Annotated in this window: 13 protein-coding genes; 4 read left to right on the forward strand and 9 right to left on the reverse strand. The window is 68.6% G+C overall.

The features are described 5' to 3' along the window. The first annotated feature begins 80 nt into the window (after positions 1-80). The 4 genes from Rhe02_RS50665 (at position 81) to Rhe02_RS38810 (ending at position 6,348) form a co-directional block, all read left to right on the forward strand. Positions 81-1,808, forward strand: a complete 1,728-nt coding sequence (locus tag Rhe02_RS50665; protein ID WP_203913478.1) for a hypothetical protein — start codon at positions 81-83, stop codon at positions 1,806-1,808. 132 nt (positions 1,809-1,940) lie between these two features. Beyond that, positions 1,941-2,207 carry a hypothetical protein gene (locus Rhe02_RS38800; protein ID WP_203913479.1) on the forward strand — a complete coding sequence of 89 codons (267 nt, stop codon included), beginning with the start codon at positions 1,941-1,943 and terminating at the stop codon, positions 2,205-2,207. A gap of 178 nt (positions 2,208-2,385) precedes the next feature. After that, the gene (locus tag Rhe02_RS38805; RefSeq protein ID WP_203913480.1) at positions 2,386-3,681 is read left to right on the forward strand and encodes an ArsB/NhaD family transporter; all 1,296 of its coding nucleotides are present in this window, start codon (positions 2,386-2,388) and stop codon (positions 3,679-3,681) included. Positions 3,682-3,747: 66 nt separating this feature from the next. Continuing rightward, complete coding sequence (locus Rhe02_RS38810) at positions 3,748-6,348, forward strand: helix-turn-helix transcriptional regulator (protein WP_203913481.1); 2,601 nt, start codon at positions 3,748-3,750, stop codon at positions 6,346-6,348. 63 nt (positions 6,349-6,411) lie between these two features. On the opposite strand, the gene Rhe02_RS38815 is transcribed toward Rhe02_RS38810, so the two are convergent. From Rhe02_RS38815 to Rhe02_RS38855, 9 genes are all read right to left on the reverse strand, one after another. Next, the gene (locus tag Rhe02_RS38815; RefSeq protein ID WP_203913482.1) at positions 6,412-8,235 is read right to left on the reverse strand and encodes a S8 family serine peptidase; all 1,824 of its coding nucleotides are present in this window, start codon (positions 8,233-8,235) and stop codon (positions 6,412-6,414) included. Positions 8,236-8,356: 121 nt separating this feature from the next. Beyond that, positions 8,357-9,631 (reverse strand): MFS transporter, encoded by a 1,275-nt coding sequence (locus Rhe02_RS38820; RefSeq protein ID WP_203913483.1) that lies wholly within the window; start codon positions 9,629-9,631, stop codon positions 8,357-8,359. A 52-nt stretch (positions 9,632-9,683) separates the two neighbouring features. Then, positions 9,684-10,493 carry an enoyl-CoA-hydratase DpgD gene (gene dpgD / locus Rhe02_RS38825; protein ID WP_203913484.1) on the reverse strand — a complete coding sequence of 270 codons (810 nt, stop codon included), beginning with the start codon at positions 10,491-10,493 and terminating at the stop codon, positions 9,684-9,686. Then, positions 10,490-11,782, reverse strand: a complete 1,293-nt coding sequence (gene dpgC, locus Rhe02_RS38830; protein ID WP_203913485.1) for a (3,5-dihydroxyphenyl)acetyl-CoA 1,2-dioxygenase DpgC — start codon at positions 11,780-11,782, stop codon at positions 10,490-10,492. The genes dpgD and dpgC overlap by 4 nt, the downstream gene beginning before the upstream one ends. Continuing rightward, positions 11,763-12,437 carry an enoyl-CoA-hydratase DpgB gene (dpgB, locus tag Rhe02_RS38835; RefSeq protein ID WP_203913486.1) on the reverse strand — a complete coding sequence of 225 codons (675 nt, stop codon included), beginning with the start codon at positions 12,435-12,437 and terminating at the stop codon, positions 11,763-11,765. The genes dpgC and dpgB overlap by 20 nt, the downstream gene beginning before the upstream one ends. Positions 12,438-12,464: 27 nt before the next feature. Continuing rightward, positions 12,465-13,595 carry a 3,5-dihydroxyphenylacetyl-CoA synthase DpgA gene (gene dpgA, locus Rhe02_RS38840; protein ID WP_203913487.1) on the reverse strand — a complete coding sequence of 377 codons (1,131 nt, stop codon included), beginning with the start codon at positions 13,593-13,595 and terminating at the stop codon, positions 12,465-12,467. Positions 13,596-13,652: 57 nt separating this feature from the next. Further along, positions 13,653-17,528: a non-ribosomal peptide synthetase gene (locus tag Rhe02_RS38845; RefSeq protein WP_203913488.1), complete on the reverse strand. Its 3,876-nt coding sequence runs from the start codon at positions 17,526-17,528 to the stop codon at positions 13,653-13,655. Further along, positions 17,525-18,346 (reverse strand): class I SAM-dependent methyltransferase, encoded by an 822-nt coding sequence (locus Rhe02_RS38850; RefSeq protein ID WP_203913489.1) that lies wholly within the window; start codon positions 18,344-18,346, stop codon positions 17,525-17,527. The genes Rhe02_RS38845 and Rhe02_RS38850 overlap by 4 nt, the downstream gene beginning before the upstream one ends. A gap of 26 nt (positions 18,347-18,372) precedes the next feature. Next, a partial coding sequence (locus Rhe02_RS38855) for a non-ribosomal peptide synthetase (RefSeq protein WP_203913490.1) occupies positions 18,373-20,576 on the reverse strand: 2,204 nt, incomplete at its 5' end.

Consider the following 20,576-nt stretch of genomic DNA (forward strand, 5'->3'; position numbering starts at 1 on the left):
GGATGGTGCTCGCGCGCAGGGTGTCGGATGTGGAAGGCTGCGCCCCGGAGATCCGGCTTTAGACGGGGAGGTTAGGGACAGTGGCATGGTTGGTGGGACAGTCGCTTGTCGTAATCGTGGCCGCCTTCTTGCTGGGCGTTCTCGTCGGTTACCTGATCTGGGGCGTGCGCCGTCCCAGCGCCACCGCGCCAGCTGTCGATGAGGCCGACTCCGTCTCCGCCCCGGCACCGGCCGTCACCTCCCGCGTAGCGGTTCTGGACGCGCCCACCGAAACCCACCGAACGGTGAACCCCTTCGCCGACGCGGCCCCAGTTGACACGGTGACCCCCGACCCCGACCCCGAGCCGGTCACCGAGCCCGACCCCGACTCAGAGCCCGACCCAGACTCCGAGACAGCCCCCGAGCCGGTCGTGGCCGAGTCGCCGGAACCCACCCGCGACCCTGACGCGGAAGACCCAGGGCTCCTGCCCGAAGAGCTGGACCCCCTCGCCGATCCAGACGCCCCCAGCACCTCGACCCGGGTCCTTCCGGTCGGCACCAGGATCGAGATCGTGCCGACCAAGCGGCGTGATCGGAAGCCGGCGTCAAAGCCAAAGGATCCCGCCAAGGCAAAGGAAAAGAAGCCGGCGGCCAAGCCCAAATCCGCGTCCATGCGCGACATCCTCGCCGAGGCGGCCGCGCTAACCGCCAACGACGCCGACCCAGAAGCAGCAGCCCAAGCGACCGAAGACCCAGCCGCCCAAGCGCCTTCCCCCCAAGACACCGCTCCAGCCAACCCCGACCCGACACCAGAAAACGAGCCAATAGCCAAAGAACCAGCAGCCAACACCGCCCCCGCCCCCGAGCCCCAGCCAGTGGCCACCCAGGCCGCACCCGAGCCCGAGCCAGTGGCCACGCAGGCCGCGCCCGAGCCTGAGCCCAAGCCCGAGCCAGTGGCCACGCAGGCCGAGCCCGAGCCACAGCGCGAGCCCGAGTCCCAGCCGGTCGCCGAGCCCGCGCCCGCGCCCGCGCCTCAGCCGGTGGCCGCGCAGGCCGAGCCCGAGACTCAGCCCGAGCCTCAGCCAGTGGCCGCGCCCGAGCCAGTGGCCGCGCAGGCCGAGCCCGAGCCTAAGGCCGCGCTCGAGACGGCACCTGCGGAGCCGGAATTTGAGGCGCCGGCCGAGGCAGCTGCAGCCGATGACGCGGAGATCGTTGAGCCGAAAGGCCAGGCACCATCCGAGACGGCCGCATCGGAGACGACCGAGTCGGACGTCGCGGCGACCCCTGAGAAAGAGCCGCCAGCCGAGGAGGTAGCGGTCGCCGGGCCGGGGGTTGAGGCGACGCCTGAGGGTGAGCCGGTGGCCGAGGTGGCTGCGCTGGAAGTGGCTGCCGCCGGGTCGAACGCTGATGTGGCATCTGAGGGTGAGCCGGTGGTTGAGGCGGCTGTGTTGGAGGGCGACGCTGCTGGGCCTGGGGTTGAGGCGGCGGCCGACGGTGAGCCGGTGGTTGAGGTGGCTGTGCGGGAGGGCGAGGCTGCCGGGCCTGGGGTTGAGGCGGCGGCCGACCGTGAGCTGGTGGCTGAGGTGGTTGATCCGGAGGAGGAGGTTTCTGGATCGGGTGTTGAGGCTGCGCCGGAGAGCGAGGCCATGGCCGAGCGGGCTGTGGCTGAGGGTGGGGCAGTTGCGCAGGAGCCGGCGGCTGATGGCGAGGTCCAGCCGGTGGCCACTAAGAAGGCTGCGGCTAGGAAGAGGCCGGGGCGGGCGTCGGCGGCCAAGCGTGCGGAGAGCGCGGAGAGCACGGAGAACGTGGAGAACGCGAACGAGGGGTAGGCCTCGAGAGCGCTGGTCGTCGCAATTGCCTGGACACAAAGTGCTGGTCGAAACCCAAAGCGGTGGGACGGTTGGCCCGGAAGCGGCAAAATCGATACCGATAGAATCATCGGCCTCGGGAAGGGACACGGAATGAGCCACGATGAGCTTTCGGAGCTGCGGGCGCGGGCCGCTGAGGGTGATCAGGACGCTGTTGGCCAGCTTGTCGAACTGGCGGGTGAGCGTGGTGACCTGGAGGAGTTGCGCCGTCTAGCTGACGCGGGCAGCAGGGATGCTGTTGACCAGCTTGTGGAGCTGGCGCAGGAGACGGGCAACGTTGGCGAGTTGCAGCGCCTGGCCGAAGCCGGCAACCGGGATGCGGCCGACATCTTGAGCGAGCTCGCCGAGGAAGCCGAATGACAGCGTCGTTGTAGGACAGGAGCGATCCGGTGATCGTGGACAGGTCTTGCGAGGAGCCGATAGGGTCGTAAGCGGAGTGCCGGGAAGTCTGGTCGGCGAGCACGTGTTGGTGCCGCGCCAGGTCTGTGAGGTGTTCCGATATGCGCGTAGCTCCCCACCGCATCCCGGGCGGCGACCCATGAGCGCGCTGGCGTGGGCCACGGTCGCGGTCTTCACCGTCACCTATCTTCTGATCGCCACCGAGAAGGTGCACCGGGTGGCTGCCGCGCTCGGCGGCGCCGTGCTGATGTTGCTCATCGGCGCCACCGATGCGCAGCACGCTTTCTTCGACGAGCATACCGGGATCGACTGGAACGTTCTGTTCCTCCTGTTAGGAATGATGCTGATCGTCGCCGTGCTCAAACGCACCGGCGGTTTCGAGTATGTGGCGATCTGGGCGGCGAAGAAGGCCCGAGGCAAACCCTTTAGAATCATGACTATTCTGGTACTGGTCACCGCCACCGCGTCGGCGGGTTTGGACAACGTGACCACGGTCCTGCTGATAGCTCCGGTGACGTTCCTGGTGTGCGACCGGCTCGGGGCGCCGGTGGCGCCGTTCCTGATCGCCGAGGCGATGGCCTCCAACATCGGCGGCACAGCGACCCTGGTCGGAGACCCGCCCAACCTCATCATCGGGTCGCGGGGTGGGTTGTCCTACAACGACTTTCTCGTTCACCTGACACCGATCATCGTGGTGCTCATGGTGGTGTTCGTGGTGCTGTGCCGGATCCTTTTCCGCAAGGCGTTCTCGTACCAGCCGGAGAAGGCCGCGAAGGTGATGGCGCTGAACGAGCGCGACGCGATCAAGGACCCCCGGCTGCTCATCATCTCCAGTGTGATCCTGGCGCTGGTCACGGTGGCGTTCATGCTGCATACCGTGCTGCGGCTGGATCCTGCGGTGGTGGCGATGGTGGGCGGGCTGCTGCTGCTAGCGTTGTCCAAATTGGACGCCGAGACCGTCGCCAAGGAGGTGGAGTGGCCGACGCTGGTGTTCTTCACCGGCCTGTTCATCATGGTCGGCGCGCTGGTCAACACGGGCGTCATCGGCCAGATCTCCCAGGCGGCCACGAATGCCGTCGGCGGCAAGCTGTGGCCGGCAACGATGGTGCTGTTGTGGGGGTCGGCGTTGCTGTCCGCGATCGTGGACAACATCCCTTATGTGGCAACAATGTCGCCGATCGTCGCCGATCTGGTCAACGGCTTCCCGAAGGGCGAGGGCAACGTGCTGTGGTGGGCCCTGGCCCTGGGGGCGGACCTCGGCGGCAACGCCACCGCGATCGGCGCGTCGGCGAATGTGGTGGTCATCGGGATGGCCGAACGCGCGGGTAAACGGATCTCGTTCTGGGAGTTCACCAAGTACGGGCTGATCATCATGGTGGTCACCATCGCGGTATGTGTGCCGTATCTGTGGTTGCGATACTTCGCCTTCGACTGACAGTCCGAAATACCGGTTGACGGCGGGTGGCCGGGGGACGAGTGTCGGGCCGTGGAGCGATGGCCGTTGATAGCTCGAGAGGCCGAGCGCACCTTGATCGGCGATGCGCTGGCAGATCGGGCGGACGGCTCTGGGGTGCTGGTGGTCGGCGCGTCCGGGGTGGGCAAGACGCGGCTGGTTCACGAGGCGGTGTCGCGGCTGGATCGCCGGACAGTGGTGCGCCTGGCCGGCACGGCCGCCGCGCAAGGCATTCCGCTCGCTCCCGTGCTGGCGGTGTTTCCGGACATCACCGCCGCGCCGGAGCAGGGAATCCCCCAGGCGCGGGCCCGTTTGGCGGGGCGGCGGACACGCCCGGTGCTGATGGTCGACGACGCGCACTGGCTCGATAGCGCCACGCAGACCCTGTTGCATCTGCTGGTCAGCACGCGTCAGGTGCGCGCTGTGGTGATCGCGGCGGGTGATTTCCCCATCCCGCCAACGGTTTCCGATCTATGGAAGAACGGCCATCTGGAGCGGATCGATCTGCAGCCACTGGCCCCGATCGAGTCGGCGAGGCTGGTCGAGGCCCTGGTCGGTGCCCCGGTGGTGGCGGCGGTGACGGCCGAGCTGCACGTGCGGTCCAACGGGCTGCCGCTGGCGCTGCGCGAGCTGGTGACCGAGGCCATGGCCAGCAAGGCGCTGATCGTCGAGGGCGGGCTGGGCCGTGCCGTCGCGCCGCTGCCGGCGTCGCGGCGGCTGGGCGAGGTGGTCGCCGCGAACCTGGCGGCTACCGTCCATAGTGGACGAGAGGCGCTGGACGTTGTCGTGCTCGCCGAACCCATCTCGCTGCAGATGCTGTTGCGCGTGGTGGATCAGGCTCAGGTGAGCGACGCGGAGCGAAGCGGTCTGATCCGGGTGTCCAGCTCGCGGCTGGGCCGGCTCGACCGTCACGTGGTGACCGCCGGTCATCGCCTTTACGCGCAGACCGCGCAGGCCGAGCTGGGCCCGTTGCGGCGCCGCCAGATCCTGGAACGGCTGGCGGATGTGGCGTGCGAGCAGGCTGACGGCAGCGAGGCGCTGGCGTTGCAGGCCGCCGCCTGGTGCCTGGAGATCGGCCGTCCGGTGACGGTCGACAGCCTGTTGCGGGCCACCCGGCTGACCCATCGCTCGCTCGACCCGGCACAGGCCACCCAGTTCGCCGGCCAGCTGTGGCGGCAGCGCCCCGACTTCGAGACCGGGCTGCTTTATGCGACGACGCTGGCCAGGCAGCAGCGGTACGAGTCGTCGTTGGAGGTGCTGCGCCAGCTGCTCGCCCACGCGCACTCCGACGAGGAGCGGATGACCAGAGCGTCGATGACCAACGAGATCCTGGCCCGGCTCGGCAGGCACGATGAGGCGATGGCCGAGCTGCGGCAGGCGGAGCGGACGGTGCGAAGCAGGCGGGCGCAGGCGCATCTGGTCGCGCGCCGGGCGTTCACCGCGAACCTCGCCGGGCGTACCCGGGAAGGCCTGATTCTGATCGATCCGTTGCTGCGCAGCGATGATCAGGAGGAGCGGCACGAGGCGCAGACCTTCGCGGTGGTCATGCTGGCCCTGGACGGCCGCGCCGAGGAAGCGCTGGCGCTTGCCCACGAGCTGGAGCTGCTCAGTGAAGTCGGGCCCGATGACTCCGACCGCCTCGCGCCGCACCGGCAGATGGCGGCCGTCCAGCGTGGCTACGCGCTGATGTATTCAGGCCGGCTGATCGAGGCACAGCAGTGGGCGGCGCAGGGCCTGCGCATGGCCGAGGAGCACGGCTCGGAGTTCCTGCTGGCCGCGTGGCTCAACCTGGGGGCGCGCGTCGAGCTGGAGCGCGGCGACCCGGGCCGGGCGATCCTTCCGCTCGGGCGGCTGATCGCGGAGGTGCCCGAGGTGAGCGGCGGCGCGCAGCGGGCGCTGGCCCACAGCGCGCTGGTGGAGGCGCACGCCATGCTCGGTCAGGTGAGCCCGGCGCGGGAGGCGCTGGCCGCGCTCGCCGAGAACCCGGGCAATGTGGCATGGCACCCGGCTGGTTCGGCGCAGATCGCCGCGGCCCTGCTGGCCTTCGCCGAAGGCGATCCGGCCGGGGCGATGGCCCTGTTCGAGGACGGCTATCACCGGGCCGCCCCGGCGAACGGCTCGATCGCGCTGAGCGCGGCGCACATGGTGAGCCGCTACGGCCTGCGCCGGGCCGGGCTTGACATGGCCCGCGAACTGCCTGCGGTACAAGGAAAACTGCCTGAATTGAGGTTGGCGCATCTGGAAGCGCTTGTAGCGGGCGATGTCGAGCGATTGCTCGCCGTCGCCGAGGGGTTTGCCGAGTTGGGCGCCGATCTGCTGGCCGCCGAGGCGTTTGCGGTGGCAGCGGCTCAGGCCACGGCCCGTGGCGACACCCGCAGGGCGGCCAATGCGACCATGGCCGGAAAGCAAATCGCGACCCGACTGGGCAACGTGCGGACACCGGACCTGCTCGCGCTCACCTCGCCGGCCTCGATCGGCCTGACCAAGCGGGAACGCGAGGTGGCCAGGCTGGCCGCGAACGGCATGACCAGCCAGGCGATCGCCGGCTCGCTGGTGGTTTCGGTGCGGACGGTGGAAAACCATCTGCAGAACGTCTTCCGCAAGGTCGGCGTGCGCAACCGGCAGGAGCTGCGCGACGCCCTCGGCTGACGGCGGAAGCCGGGAACCACAAGGGTTCCCGGCCTCCGGTTCGCCAGGGTCAGCGGCAGGCGGTCAGCGGCAGGTGGTCACCGCTCCGTACACCAGCTGGGAGCTCGCCATGGAGAATGACTTCACCCGCATCGTCCAGCGCCCGCCCATGGTCGAGTCGACCCGGGCCAGCTCGAACACGCTCGGGCCGCTGATGCTGCTCGCGGCCAATTGCTGCACCGGGTTGCGCACTTCCAGATCGACGTCGTTGTCCGCGTTGGTCGGTCCGCTGGCCTGCGCCGGCCACCACAGCGACGCGCTGAGACGGCAGGAGGAGGCGGCAAGGTCGATCGGCACGTCCACGAACCCGCCCGGGTTGACCGTGACCGCGAAGGTGAAGGTCTGACCGGTGTGCAGTTTGAGCTTGCCCGCGCCGTCGACACCGTCGAACGGTTGAGGGCGTGAGCCACCGGCGATCAGGGTGGCGTAAACCCTGCCCGGATCGACGGTGCTGTTGCCGCCCTTGAGGTAGGCGCGCAGCGCCGCCGCCGTTCCGCCGGCCGCCGCGGTGGCGCCGCTGGTGCCGGTGAAGACCCCGGTCGCGGTGGTCGACGTGCCCCGGCCCGCCTCGTAGTTGGTCGGCACCACCAGGTCGGGCTTGTAGCGCCCGTCCTCGGTCGGCCCTTTACCCTGCGGGAACGGTGCGACGAATGTCTTGACGTCGACCGAACCTATCCCCAGCACGTTGCGGGCGTTGGCCGGCGCCCGGACGCTGTTGACGCCGCCGCCGAAATTGCCGGCCGCCGCGACGACTACCGCACCGGACCGGAACGCGCTGTCCGCGGCCTGATCCAGAGGGCTGTCCGGCGTTTCGAGCATCTGCATTTCCGCCACGATCATCTTCATGCCGTCCTGCACCGCCCGGCCGAACGACGCCACAGCCGCGGGCAGATCCGTTCCGCAACCCGTTGTGCCGTCGGCGAGTGGGCCGAACACGCCGGTGTGGTAGACGCGCACCCTCATGTCGGTGATGCCGCGCAGCCCATCGCCGAGCGCGTTGCTGCCCGCCATCGCCGTAACCGAGCGGGTGCCGTGGTCGCAGATGTCCGCGGTGATCTTCGGGTTGCGGTTCACCATGTCCACCACGACCACGCCGGTGCTGGGCAGCAGGACGTGGGAGTTGACCCCGCTGTCGATGAGAGCGATCGTGTCGTTGCTCGAACCGAAGGAGCGGAACACGTCGGTGCCCATGAGCGATCGGGCGACCGACAGATCGTTGCCGGGATCACTGTCCACCGGGAACGGCACGACGGTGTCCGCGGAGGTGACGCTGCGCACGCCGGGTTCGGCGGCGAGCGCTTCCACGGCCGCCACTGGAACCTCGGCGACGAAGCCCTGCACCAGCCAGAATTCCTCGATGATCCGGCCGCCGGCGCGGGCAACCCTGGTGCGCCATTGGTTGTTCGCCGGTTCCCGCTGCGCCCGGATCCGGTCGACCAGGATCTGCGCCTGGTCCTGCCGGGCTGTCGCCATGGCCGCTGATTCGCCGTCAGCCTTTGCCGGGAATTCCGGGATGGTCACGGTGTCTGCGACGCCGACCACAATTTTCACGGTACCGATTGCGCCCTTGCTCTGCACGAGGGTGCGCAGCTGGGGCGAGACGATCGGGCCGCGTTGCTTGTTCTCTGGCCCGCCATCGGATTTCGAAGCGAGGCCGGCAGGCACGGTGCCGCTCGTGACACGCACCTCCTGCCTGGTCCGGCCGGTGCCGGAGCCGGGCGCTCCGATCTGGTCGATCACCACGACCTGATCGGTTCCGCCCTGGCCGGAGGCCGGCGCCGGCAGCCACGCCGCAGTCGCCGCCATGAGCGCCACGACGCCGGAATGGAACCACTTGATTTGAGACACAGCTTGCCTTCCTTGAGGGGTTTCGCTAACCCGCCAAGCAAACTGCGCGGCGACGGCGGCCACCTGAGTAACCGGTACTCAAAGTTTGACGCCGATCGATGTGATGCGCGGCACCCAAAACCTAGTCGGCTGTTGGCTCCTCCGGCCAGCGGGCCGCCCGGATGCGCCGGTCGGCGATGGTGAAGCTGAGCGCGATCGCCAGCACGGCGGACAAAGTGAGGATGGCGATCGGCGCGGACAGGTATTGCAGGAGCAGACCGGAGCTGACCATTCCCAGTGCCGCACCGGCGCCGAGTATGGTCATGAACGCGGTTACGGTCCGGCCGCGCTGCTCGTCTGGTACCTGGCGAAAAATCAGGATGTCGACGAGGACACGCATCGACGGCCCGCCCAGACCCAGCAGGAAAAGCGCGGCCGCCATCCACCACGCTCCAAAGGGGAGGGACAGCGCGCCGATCAGCACGACCGCCGTCCCGCCGAGCCAGAGCATGAGCGCGCCGGGGGACAGGTTGCGGTGCAGCGGGCGAACCAGCAGCGTGCCGGCCAGACCGCCGACCGCCAGCGCCGCCATCGTGAGCCCGACCATGGCCGGCGACACGCCTTCGCGGCCGAGGATGACGATGACGATGAGGATGAGCGGGGCCGACACGGTGTTGAGCACAGCCGCGAACAGAGTGCTGTGCCTGAGCATCGGCACCTTCCACAGCAGGGCGACGCCGGTCAGCACCCGGCTCAGCGCGCTCCCGTCCACTGTGGACTGCGCGGGTTTGGTGCGCTGCGGGGGACGCACGAACAGGGCGCAGACCAGCGATACCAGGAACGAGATGGCGGTCGCGGCGAAGGGCAGGACGACGGCGGCCGAGTAGAGCAGGCCACCGAGCGGAGGTCCGGCGAGCGCGGCCGAATGGCTGCGCACCTCCTCCTGGGTGAGGGCGGCGGTGAGCTGCTTCGGCGGCACCACGGCACGGACCAGGAGCATGCGGGCCGAACCGCCGAGCGGCTGCACCGCGCCGATCGCCACGGCCACCACCAGCAGATGCGGCAGGGTGATCCGGTCCAGGAGCGCGGCCACGAGCACGCTTCCGGCGGCCAGGGCCCGCACCGTCTCCATCGTGATCAGCAGCAGGCGCCGGTCTTTCGAGTCGGCGAGCGCACCCGCGGGCAGCCCGACCAGCAACGACACGAACATCTGCACACCGCCGAACGCGCCCGCCCAGGCCGGCGATCCGGTGACCGCGAGCACGACCAGCGGGTAGACGAGATCGGTGATCTCCTTGCCGAGGAAGGCGAAGGCCGAGCCACTCCACAACAGCTGGAAGTTGCGGTTGCGCCGCAGCGGCACCTCCGCAGGGTCGGTCTCGACAAGCGTGGCCTGGCTACCGGGGTGGTCGCTCACGGGCTTCCTCCTATGTCCGCGGGGATGGCAGATATCGTGTCATTTATCATTCTCACTGTCCCTGCCATACCGGTTCTCGGCGCTCCGCAAACGCGCGCGGACCCTCCACGGCGTCCTGGCTCACGCAGCGGCGTTCCTCCCACTCGTAGCGGGCGGCGAACGCCTCCTCCAGCGGCATGTCCAGCGACCGCGAAGCCGCCTGTTTGATGGCGCGGACGGCCAACGGCGCGCAGCGAAGCAGATCGTCGACCCACCGTGCCACAGCGTCATCGAGCTCGGGTAGCGCGACGACCTCGTTGACCAGACCGAGCTGCAGCGCCCGCTCGGCCGGGATCTGACGCCCGGTCAGCAGGTAGCCCATCGCCGTCTTCAACGGCAGCTGCCTGGTCAGCCGGAACACGCCGCCCGCGCCGGCCACCAGCCCTAGCCGCGCCTCGGGCAGGGCGAAGACCGCGTCCTGCGAGGCGACGATGACATCGCAGGCGAGAGCCAGCTCGAAACCGCCGCCCAGGGCGAAGCCGTGCACCCGGGCGATGATCGGCTTGGCCAGGTCGAACCGCTCGGTCAGCCGGGGCCAGCCGGGCAGTCCCCGGCTGCCGAAGGTGGTCTGCCGCGGCTCCTGGCGGTCCAGATCGGCCCGCTCCTTGAGGTCCTGCCCGGTGGAGAAGGCCCGGCTGCCGGCACCGGTCAGGACCGCGACCCACAACTCGTCGTCGGCGGCGAAGTCGTCCCAGACGTGGCCGAGTTCCTCGTGCATCCGCAGGTCCATGGCGTTGAGGACGTGTGGCCGGTTCAGCGTCACGTAGGCGACCCGGCCCCGCTTTTCGTACCGCACCCGTGGCTCGTCGGGATCGACCGTCACGATCTGCCCGCCCCCGCGCTGAAACGGGTGACCTTGTTCAGCACATCCTCGCTGTAGAGCCGCCGGGCCTGCTCGATGGCGAACTCGGCCAGGTAGCGGCGCAACGACTCCTGCGGCTCGTCGGCGAGGTTGAGCATGCGCCGGTTGGCGAAGACGGCCGGACTGTCCAAAAGCGCCACTTCCGCCTTGATCGCCTCATCCATCTCCTCGGGCGCGACGATCTTGTCAAACAGCAGCCCGCCTTCCGGCTCGCTGGCCGCCACCCGCCGGCCGGCGAGGATGACCTGCCGGGACAGCCGGCCACCGGTCACCCGGCCCAGGCGCAGGTTGCCCGCGCCCGGGATGATCCCCTCCTGGGCGGCGGGCAGGCTGAAGTACGCGTCCCGCTCGGCGATCACCCGGTCGCAGGCCAGCATCAGCTGCGCCCCGCCACCGATCGCGAACGAGTCCACAGCCGCCAGCCACGGCTTCTGCGCCACCACGCCATCCCAGGCCCAGTCCCGTTCTCCGGTAAGGCCATGGATCATTTTGGCGATATAGCCCATCTCCCGGCCTAGCAGGAAGCCGACGAGCGAGATCCGGCCGGCGTGCAGGCTCTTGAGGTTGATCCCGGAGCTGAACACGCGGCGGCCCGCGTACTTCGAGTGGGTCATCACGCCACCCCGGATCACCCCGACCCGCACCTGCGATGCCAGCAGAGCCAGGTCGACTGCGGTTTCCATGTCCCGAACCTGCTCGTCGTCCTCGGCGTTGAGGCAGTCCTCGCGCTGCATCGTCAGATGGGCCGCGCCGTTGTGACACTCGACCCGTACCGAATCCAAGGTCACCACACCGGTCTGCTCGAACTGCGGCAACAGGTGCAGCGCCCGCTCGGTGGGCCGGCGCATGGCTTCGAGAAGGTGCGGACCCGAGGTGGCGGAACGCAAGAAGTGGCTAAGCAGGATGCTTTGATCGATATCCAGCCCCTCCTTGTCGTCAGGGGCACGCCGTTGTTCCGCCTCCACCTGTTCCCGGGTGGGGGTCAGCCCAGGCACCAGCGTGGCAACGCGCTCGCAAACCATGTCGAGGCGTAGATAGCTTGTCCGGCCGTCGGTCACCTCGTCGTAGAGGCGCTCGGCGTGCTCACGGAGAAACGCGTCGGTCAGGTTGCGGAGCTCGCGCCGCGCCTCGGCAACGGTTTCCCGTTGCCGTGGCGAGCGTTGCGCCGGCGTGCCAGACACGGCCTGCAGCTGGAGCAGCTGTGCATTCGTGGCCGCGATCCTTGCTGTCTCAGCGGACGGCAGCGGCATCGGCCACCTCCCCGGCCGGGTCCTGACGCAGCAGGCGATCGCAGGCGGCAAGGTGACGGCCCAGCGCCTCCTCGAACGTCGTGGTCGTCGCGTCGAGCATCAGCTGGCGGCATACGGCCACGTCCTGGCCGACGGCGGTTTCGAGCAGCGCCACCGCGGCGGCGGTCGCGGCGGCCACGTCGTCCGACACCTCGTCGACGATGTTGCGGGCCAGTGCCTCGGTCACGGAAATGGTGCCACCGAACAGGATCGAGCGGCGGATGCGGGCGAAGCCGACCTGGTTCGCCAGGCGGTAAAGGCCCATCCCGGGCCAGACCCCGCGCGGTCCCGCGGGCAGGTGCAGGCAGGCGTCGGTCGCCGCCACCCGCAGATCGGTGGCCAGCAACGCCTCCACCGCGATCCCGCCATAGTCACCGCGGACCACCGCGACGGTCGGCCGGTCGAGGCGTTCCAGCCGCCGCAGCACGCGTTCCCATTTGTTGACCGTGGCGATCTCGGGCAGGTCGGGGTGGCCCGGCTCGGGAAAGCCGGTGACCTCCAGGACCGGGATGGTGTCCGCCGGCGCGTCCTCGATCTTGTCGATGAACGCGTCTAGGGCCTTGACGACGGCGGCTGAAAGTGGTCGCCTGCCATCGATGTGGTGTGGAAGCTGCATTTCAGTTTCTCCTGCTGGGCGAAAGAATTACCAACGAACCAGAGCGGTTTCGATGCTGGAGCCGGGTCCCATGGTCATGAGCACGCCGTATTCACCGGCCTGTACTGTGCCCTCCTTGAGCAGCCGCTCGTAGGAGAACAGGAACGATCCGCTCGACACGTTTCCGTAGTCGCGCAGGATTCCGATGGTGTGCCTCAGGTCGTACCGGGTCAGTCCGAGGTTCACCCCGACCGCGTCGATGACCTTCTTACCGCCCGAGTGGACCAGCCAATGCGCGATGTCGTCCTGGCGCAGACCGGAGCGGGCAAGCAGGCGGCCCACCGTTTTTCGGGCGTGTTTGCCTACCACGTAAGGGATGTCGGGGTCGAGGTAGAAACTGAAAGCGCCCTGCGCCGGATCCCAGTCGTAACGCATGGCGTGCATGGCTTCCGGGATGATGCAGCTGGTGAAGTCGATGATCCTGGGCATCGGCCGCTGCTCGGTGTGTTCGTCCGCGGTCGCCCCGGCCATCACCGCGATGGCGGCCGATCCATCGCCGAACAGGCTGTTGACCACCGATGTCCGCATCGTGCCGTCGAAGACGTAGGCGGCCGAGCAGGCTTCGATGCACACCATGACGGCGAGCTCACCCGGATGGCTCTTGGCCCAGCCGGCCGTGACGCCGAGGCTGTTGAGCCCGGCGTTGCAGCCCATCCCGACCACGTCCACGCGATTGGTGTGGCGGCTCAGTTCCAGCTCCCGGATGAGCAGCGCGCTGAAACCGGGGGTGAGGAAGCCGGTGGAGGTGACGCAGCACAGGTACCGGATGTCGGAAAGTTCGGCGCCCATCTGCTTGAGGCATTCCTGCACCGCCCGCGATCCCATGCCGACGCCCTGTTCCCGGTGCTTGGCCAGGAGCTGGCCGGTGGTTTCCAGAGCACGCCCGCCGCCCTCACCCGGCTGCGGCAGGGTCAGGAAGCGTCGTTCGATGGCGCTGTTGAGATAGATGGAACGGATCTTAGGATCGACGATGTTCAAGATGTCGATGAGTTCGCGTTGCGAGTAGGCGGTGTCAGGGACCGCGGTGCCGACCGACATGATTTGCGGCAGGCCGGTCGTGCACAGGTCGGGTGGGCTTGAGGTCCGCACCAGACCGGGATGCGCCAAAGCCAGCGTCATCGGTAAGTCCACCCCCACATGCGCCGACGGCTCCTGATCAGGATCTTGGCCGTGATTTCAGTCAACTTTGCTCACCCTCTCGCCGATGATCGGTCCGATCCCGGACATGACCTCGGCCTTGACGATGTCGAGGTGTCCACAGTCCAGGTTGTGAAATTCCGTTGTGCCGGTGAGGAATGGCCGCCATGAATCGTCGGGCCGGTAGTCGCGGGTCGCGCGGAAACCGAGCACCGTCCCGTCGAATCGGGCCGGATCGTGGTCGGCCATCGCCCGCAGGTTCGCCGCTGTCACGGCGACAAGACGGTCAAGCGTCTCGTCGTCGAACGAGGCGAGCGGGCTCTGTGCCGCGATCAGCTTTTGCCTGCGGTCGGCGGCGTCGGTGACCGCGAGACCGTCCAGTGCGGCATAGTTCGCGTGTTCTTCGGGGATTTCGGTGCGCCGGTCGCCGCCCGGGTAGGCGTCCAGCAGAACGAGCAGCGGCACCTCCGCGCCGCGGGCGCGCAGATCCGTGGCCACCTGATGGGCCAGCGTGCCACCGAACGACCAGCCGATCAGCAGGAAAGGCCCATCGGGCCACCTCGCCGTGATCTGGTCGCGGTAATAGGCGGCAAGGCTGGTGACGCTGCGGGCATCGACCGGCCCGCCGGTCAGGCGCGGATCCTGCAAGGCGTAGACCGGGTGACCGTCCGGCAGATGCTTCGGCATCGACGAGTAGCCCCAGCCGAGACCGTTGGCCGGTGGCAGCACAAAGACCGGGGGAAGGTCACCGGAACCGCGGTAGGTCAGCACAGCGCCCAGCGACGCCGACTCGCTGCTGCCGAGAAGCTGGTCGAGTTGCGCGACGGTCGGGGCCGCGAACACGTCGCGGACGCTGACCTCGACGCCGAGAACCGCGCCGATCCTGCTGACCAGACGAGTGGCCAGCAGCGAATGACCGCCCAGCTCGAAGAAGGTGTCGTCGATACTGGCCTGCGGCACGGCGAGCACCTCGGCGAACAGGTCGCAGAGGATCTGCTGGCGCGGGGTGGACGGCTGACGGCCACCGTTGCGCCGCTCCGGCTCGGGCAGTGCGCGCCGGTCCACCTTGCCGTTGTTGGTCAGCGGCAACGCATCGAGGACCACGAAGGCCGACGGGATCATGTACTCGGGCAGCCGGGCGGCAACGTGAGCCCGGACGGCGTCGACATCGGGCACCTTGTCGGCCTGGCGTACCAGGTAGGCGACAAGGGACCGCTCGCCGGGCCGCGACTCGCGAGCCACCACGACCGACCGGCTCACATCGGGATGATCGTCGAGGGCGGCCCCGATCTCACCCAGCTCGATCCGGAAACCCCGCACCTTGACCTGATCGTCGGTGCGGCCAAGGTATTCCAGGTGGCCGTCCCGGGCCCAGCGGGCCAAATCACCGGTGCGGTACATGCGCGATCCCGGCGTCCCGTAGGGATCGGCGACGAATCGCCCCGCGCTCAGGCCGGGCCGGGCCAGATAGCCGCGGGTCACCCCGGCGCCGGCTAGGTAGAGCTCGCCTACGGTTCCCTCCGGCACCACCCGCAGCGACCCGTCGAGCACGTACACCCGGGTGTTGCGGATAGGAGAGCCGATGGACGGCGGGCCGGGGCGCTCGTCGACCACCGTGGAGGTCGCGTAGACGGTGATCTCGGTGGGGCCGTAAAGGTTGATGACCTCGCCGACCTTGCGCATCTGATCGGCAAGGTGGCTGGAAAGCGCCTCGCCGCAGCTGAGCATCTTCAACCCCAGCAAGGTTTCCGGCACCGTGGCCAGCAACGCCTGCCACAGGCTCGGGGTGGCCTGCATTGCGGTGACCTGCTGGCGCTCCATCAGCCGGGCCAGCTGGGCGGGCTCGCGCGCCATGCCACTGGGCGCCAGCACCAGGGTGCCGCCGGTGACCAGCGGCGGGAAAAGCTCGTTCACCGAGGCGTCGAAGGCCGCTGTCGCCAGGGCAGCGAACCGGTCCTTCGGGCCCAGGCGCAACCGGTCTCGCATGGCGAGCTGGAAGTTCACCAGATTGGCGTGGGACACCACGACGCCCTTGGGGCGGCCCGTCGACCCGGAGGTGTAGATCGCGTAGGCGACGTTGGCGGGCGTCGCGGCCGGCCCGAGCACCGTGGCGGGCTCGGCGTCCGGCATCGTCAAGTCGTCGATAACGAGCTGGGGACAACCGGTTTCGGGCAATCCGGCAACGGACTCCCGATCGGTCAGCAGCAGCACCGGCTTTGCGTCTTCGAGCATGAACGCGATGCGATCCGCGGGATAACCCGTGTCGATGGGAAGGTAAGCGCCGCCTGCCTTCCAGACCGCCAGGATCGCCACCATCAGGTGTTCCGACCGGGTCATGGCGATGGCGACGTACCGTTCCGGCCGCACCCGGTGCTGGTGAAGAAGAACGGCCAGCCGGGTGGCCCGCTCATCGAGCTCGCGGTAGGTCAGCGCGCGGTCCCCGGCCACCACCGCGATCTGGTCAGGTGTGCTGGCCGCCTGCTCTTGGATCAGATCCAGCAGCCGGATCGCGGGCAGCGGCGCCTGCGTGTCGTTGACCGTGGTGAGCAGCCGGTGCCGGGAGTCCGCATCGAGCAGATCAAGCTGGCTGATCGGCAGGTGCGGGTCGGCGGCCACCTGTTCCAGCACCCGCACCAGCTGGCCGGCGATGGTCTGTGCGGCGGCCCGGGTGAACAGGTCGGCGGAGTATTCCACCAAACCCTGAAGCCCACCCGGCGTTCCGTCGCTGTCGCGCTGCTCGCCCAGGAAGAACGAGAGATCGAACTTTGCGACGTCGCTTGCCGAGGACCGTTGCGTGGTGCACGGCAGCCCAAGCATCTCGACGTCACGCGCCTCGCCGCTGGCCAGGATGAAGAAAACCTGGAAAAGCGGGTGCCGCGCGAGCGACCGGGTGGGCTGGACAGCCTCCACGATGCGCTCGAAGGGCAGGTCCTGGTGTTCGAAGGCGGCCAGGTCGGTGTCGCGTACCCGGCGCACCAGCTCGGTGAAGGTGGGATCGCCAGCGGTGCCGGTGCGCAGGATCAGTGAGTTCACGAAGAGCCCGACCAGATCGTCGAGCGCCTCGTCCACCCGGCCGGCGATCGCCGTCCCCAGCGGGATGTCGGTGCCGCAGCCGAGCCGGGTGAGCAGGGCCGCGACGGCCGCCTGAACCACCATGAACAGCGTCACCTGTTCGGTGTTGGCCAGATCGGACAACCGTTGGTGCACCTGGGCTTGCGCCGTGAACTCGACCGCGCCGCCCCGGTAGGACGACTGCGCGGGCCGGGGGAAGTCGGTGGGCAGCGCCAGTTCTTCGGGCAGCCCGGCCAGTGACTGTCGCCAGAACGCCAGCTGGCGGCTGACTTCGCTGTCCGGATCGTCCTCGCCGCCCAGCAACTCCCGCTGCCACAACGCGTAATCGCTGTACTGCAACGGCAACTGCTCCCACTGCGGGGCGGACCCGGCCAGGCGGGCGGTGTAGGCGGTGGTGAGGTCACGGCTCAGCGGACCCATCGACATGCCGTCGCTCGCGATGTGGTGAAGGATCACCACGAGCAGATGGTCCTTGGGGCCGACGGTGAACAGCCGCACCGACAGCGGAAGCTCGCAGGACAGATCGAAGGTACGGGCGAGGGTGGCCTCGACGCGTGCGTCGAGGCCCCCTTCGGTGACTGTCTCGTGCGTGAAGTCGAGCCGGGTCGCGTCCTGAGGCAGGACGCGCTGGACCGCCTCGCCGTCAACCTCTTGGTAGACGGTGCGCAGGATTTCGTGCCGCTGCACCACATCGGCCAACGCGGCGCGCAGCGCTTCCACCTCCACGTGTTCGTGGATGCGGGTGATCACCGGGATGTTGTACGTCGGCGACGGTCCCTCCAGCCGATGCAGGAACCAGAGCCGCCGCTGCGCGTACGACAGTGGGAAAGTAGGACTGCTCACCGCTTATGCCAGACCGTGACATGCGACTCGAAGTAGTCGTACTCGCGGGGGTTCTCCCGAAGCACACCGGCCTCGTCGGACTCGGTGACCAGATCGAAGTCCTTCTCCAGCAACGCCTTCATCGCCTGTGCACTCGGGGTGCGGGTGGCGGCGGAGCCGAGCCACTCGCTGGGGTGGCTGTACTCGGCGAACCAGGCCCACGGGCAGGCGACCATCAGCAGGCCGCCGCTTCGCAGGATGTCGTTGGATTCGCTGAGCCGGCGCAGGCATTCCACCGGCTGCCACACCCGATCGAGCACATTGGACAGAATGACGGCGTCGAACGGGTCGCCCTTGGGCCGCAACATGTTCGCGTCGCCCACCTCGAAGGTCAGCCGGGCGCGCTCGCTGGGCTCCGCGACCTGAATGCGTACCTCGCGATAGAACGGGCCTTGCTCGATGACACTGAACGTCCCGCTGCCGTGTTCGGTCAGCGACTTGGCGATGCTGATCGAACGCGGGCTGACATCGATGCCGACCACCTCGTCGGTCACCCAGCGGCTCAGCGCATGAGATAGGCCACCGACGTTGCAGCCGATGTCGAACGCACGCGCCACAGGGGTCTTGGTGCGCTGTGCGCTGTTTTGTAGTAGGTCGGAAAGGCGCTGGCAGTACCCGTGCGCGGCGGCGAGCGGGTGCTTGCGGCGGTCGAACTGGTCCTCGAGCCTGCCGTAGTGCATGAGCAGGTACTTCGAGAGGTCGCGTGAGGTGTCGTACTGAGCACCGGTGTCGTGCTCGAGCAGCTCGTCGCCCTTGAGCAGGACAGGCGGCATCGTCATGGTTTTTCCCTCTCCAGAGTTGGTGATTAGTCCTCGGACAAAGACCGGCGCCGTAGAGCGGGCCGGGCCGGCCCGGCGGTACCGAGGCGAGGTTCGAGCGTGGCGACGGTGGGGTTCTCGAAAAGCTTGCGAACTCCCACTTCGAAGCCGAGGGTGGATCGGATGCGGTTCACCAGCCGGGTGGCCAAAAGGGAGTGGCCCCCGATGTCGAAGAAGTTGTCGTTCACGCCGACCTCCGGCAGCCCTAGCACCTCCGCGAAAAGCCGGCACAGCGCCTGCTGGCGCGGTGTCTGGGGCGCTGCCTGATCGGCCGTGGTTTCGTAGACCGGTGCCGGCAGCGCGTTGCGGTCCAGTTTTCCGTTGGCGGTCAACGGAAAGGCGTCCATGGAAACGAAGGCGGACGGGACCATGTAGTCAGGCAGCCGGGAAGCCAGCTCGCGCCGCAGCAGCGCCACATCGACGGTCGCGGCGTCGGCCGGTACCACATAGGCCACCAGACGCTTGTCTCCTGGCTGATCCTCGCGAGCTATCACCAGCGCCTGCTGGACGACGGCGATCGCGGACAGCGCAGTCTCGATCTCGCCCAGCTCGATCCGGAAGCCGCGGATCTTCACCTGGTCATCGGAGCGTTGCAGGAAGACCAGGCGAGCGTCGGGCTCCCAGCGCACCACATCGCCGGTGCGATACATCAGCTCGCCCGCGGGCCCGAACGGGCACGCCACGAAGCGCGAGGCGGTCAGGCCCGGCCGGCCGACGTAGCCACGGCCCAGCCCGGCGCCGGCCAGGTACAGCTCGCCCGCGACGCCGACCGGAACCGGCTGCAGGAACTGATCCAGCACATACAGTCGGGTACCGGAAAGCGGCTGTCCAAGCGCGACAGTGGAGCCGACCTGTTGCCCGGAGCGCCACGGATACTGCGTCACGCACAGGGTCATTTCGGTTGGGCCGTAAGTGGTGCGCACCACCATTTCCGGGCAGTTGCGCAACGCGCGCTCGACCGCGCCGGCCGAGATGACGTCGCCTCCCGTGGTGACTTCGGACAGCCCCTGGAACGCGTCGACGGGACCCTCCGCGATGACCCGGAAAAGCCCGGCGGTCAGGCTCAGCCGGTTCACGCCGTGGGTCTGGATCAGGCCGCGCAGCCCGGCTGCGTCGATGTCTCCGGGTGGAGCCACGACTATCCGGCCACCGGCCAGCAGCGGACCCCAGATCTCCCAGGTGGAGGCGTCGAAGGCGTGCGGCGAGTGCATCAGCACCACGTCTTCTGGCAGCATCGCCCAGGACGGGTCGCGGGCCAGGTCGACGACGCCCTGATGGGTGATCTGGATGCCCTTGGGCTCTCCGGTGGAGCCGGAGGTGTACATGACGTAGCAGAGCTGGCCGGGCTGGACGACCGGCAGTTCGCCCGCGTCGCCGGAGGGATCCGTCTCACAGGTCAGGATGCGCCTGCCGGTGCCGGCCTGCTCGGCGACGAGGTCGTGCTCGCCGAATGTCTTGTCCACCAGCATGACCGGCGAGGTGCTGGCCGCGACGACCGCACGCATCCGGGCGAGCGGATAGGCGGTGTGGATGGGCAGGTACGCGCCCCCGGCTTTGATCGTCGCGAGGATCGCCACGATGAGATCCACCGACCGTGCCATGAGGATCGGCACCGCGGTTTCGCTGCCGACGCCCGCCGCGCGCAAGGTGTGGGCGAGCCGTTCGGCCTGGCTTCGCAGCTGCGTGTAGGTCAGCTCGGTGGTGCCGTCGGTGACGGCGATCCGATCCGGGGTGCGGGCTGTTTGCTCGTCGAAGGCCTGGACCACCGTGCACGGCACCGACCCGGCGCCGGTCTGGTTGAGCTTGGTCAGCCAGCGCCGTTCCTCATCGGTGGTGAGGTCGATCCGGCTCAGCCTGGTCTCCGGACGCTGCGCGGCCGTGGCGAGCACCATGGCGAGGCGCTTGCCGAGCAGGGCGACGGTCTCGTGGCGGAACAGGTCGGTGGCGTAACCGAGCCCGATGGCCAGCTCACCTTCCACCGGCTCGTCCGCGACGGTGATTTCGAGATCGAACTTGGCGATGCTCAGGCGGGTGGGTTCCGGCACCGTCTCCAGGCCCGCCAACGGCGTCGAGGTAGGCGCGAGGTCCGCCCTCGACAGGGCGATCTGGAAGAGGGGGTGGCGGGCCAGGGAGCGGGTGGGTCGGAGGTGTTCGACGAGTCGTTCGAAGGGGAGGTCTTGGTGGTCCAATG

This window comes from Rhizocola hellebori, from assembly GCF_016862955.1.
Taxonomy (GTDB): Bacteria; Actinomycetota; Actinomycetes; order Mycobacteriales; family Micromonosporaceae; genus Rhizocola; species Rhizocola hellebori.

Coding starts and splice junctions, on each gene's coding strand:
- dpgA (WP_203913487.1), bottom strand. CDS start 13,595: ATGACGCTGGCTTTGGCGCATCCCGGTCTGGTGCGGACCTCAAGCCCA.
- Rhe02_RS38850 (WP_203913489.1), bottom strand. CDS start 18,346: ATGACGATGCCGCCTGTCCTGCTCAAGGGCGACGAGCTGCTCGAGCAC.
- dpgB (WP_203913486.1), bottom strand. CDS start 12,437: ATGCAGCTTCCACACCACATCGATGGCAGGCGACCACTTTCAGCCGCC.
- Rhe02_RS38805 (WP_203913480.1), top strand. CDS start 2,386: ATGAGCGCGCTGGCGTGGGCCACGGTCGCGGTCTTCACCGTCACCTAT.
- Rhe02_RS38800 (WP_203913479.1), top strand. CDS start 1,941: ATGAGCCACGATGAGCTTTCGGAGCTGCGGGCGCGGGCCGCTGAGGGT.
- dpgC (WP_203913485.1), bottom strand. CDS start 11,782: ATGCCGCTGCCGTCCGCTGAGACAGCAAGGATCGCGGCCACGAATGCA.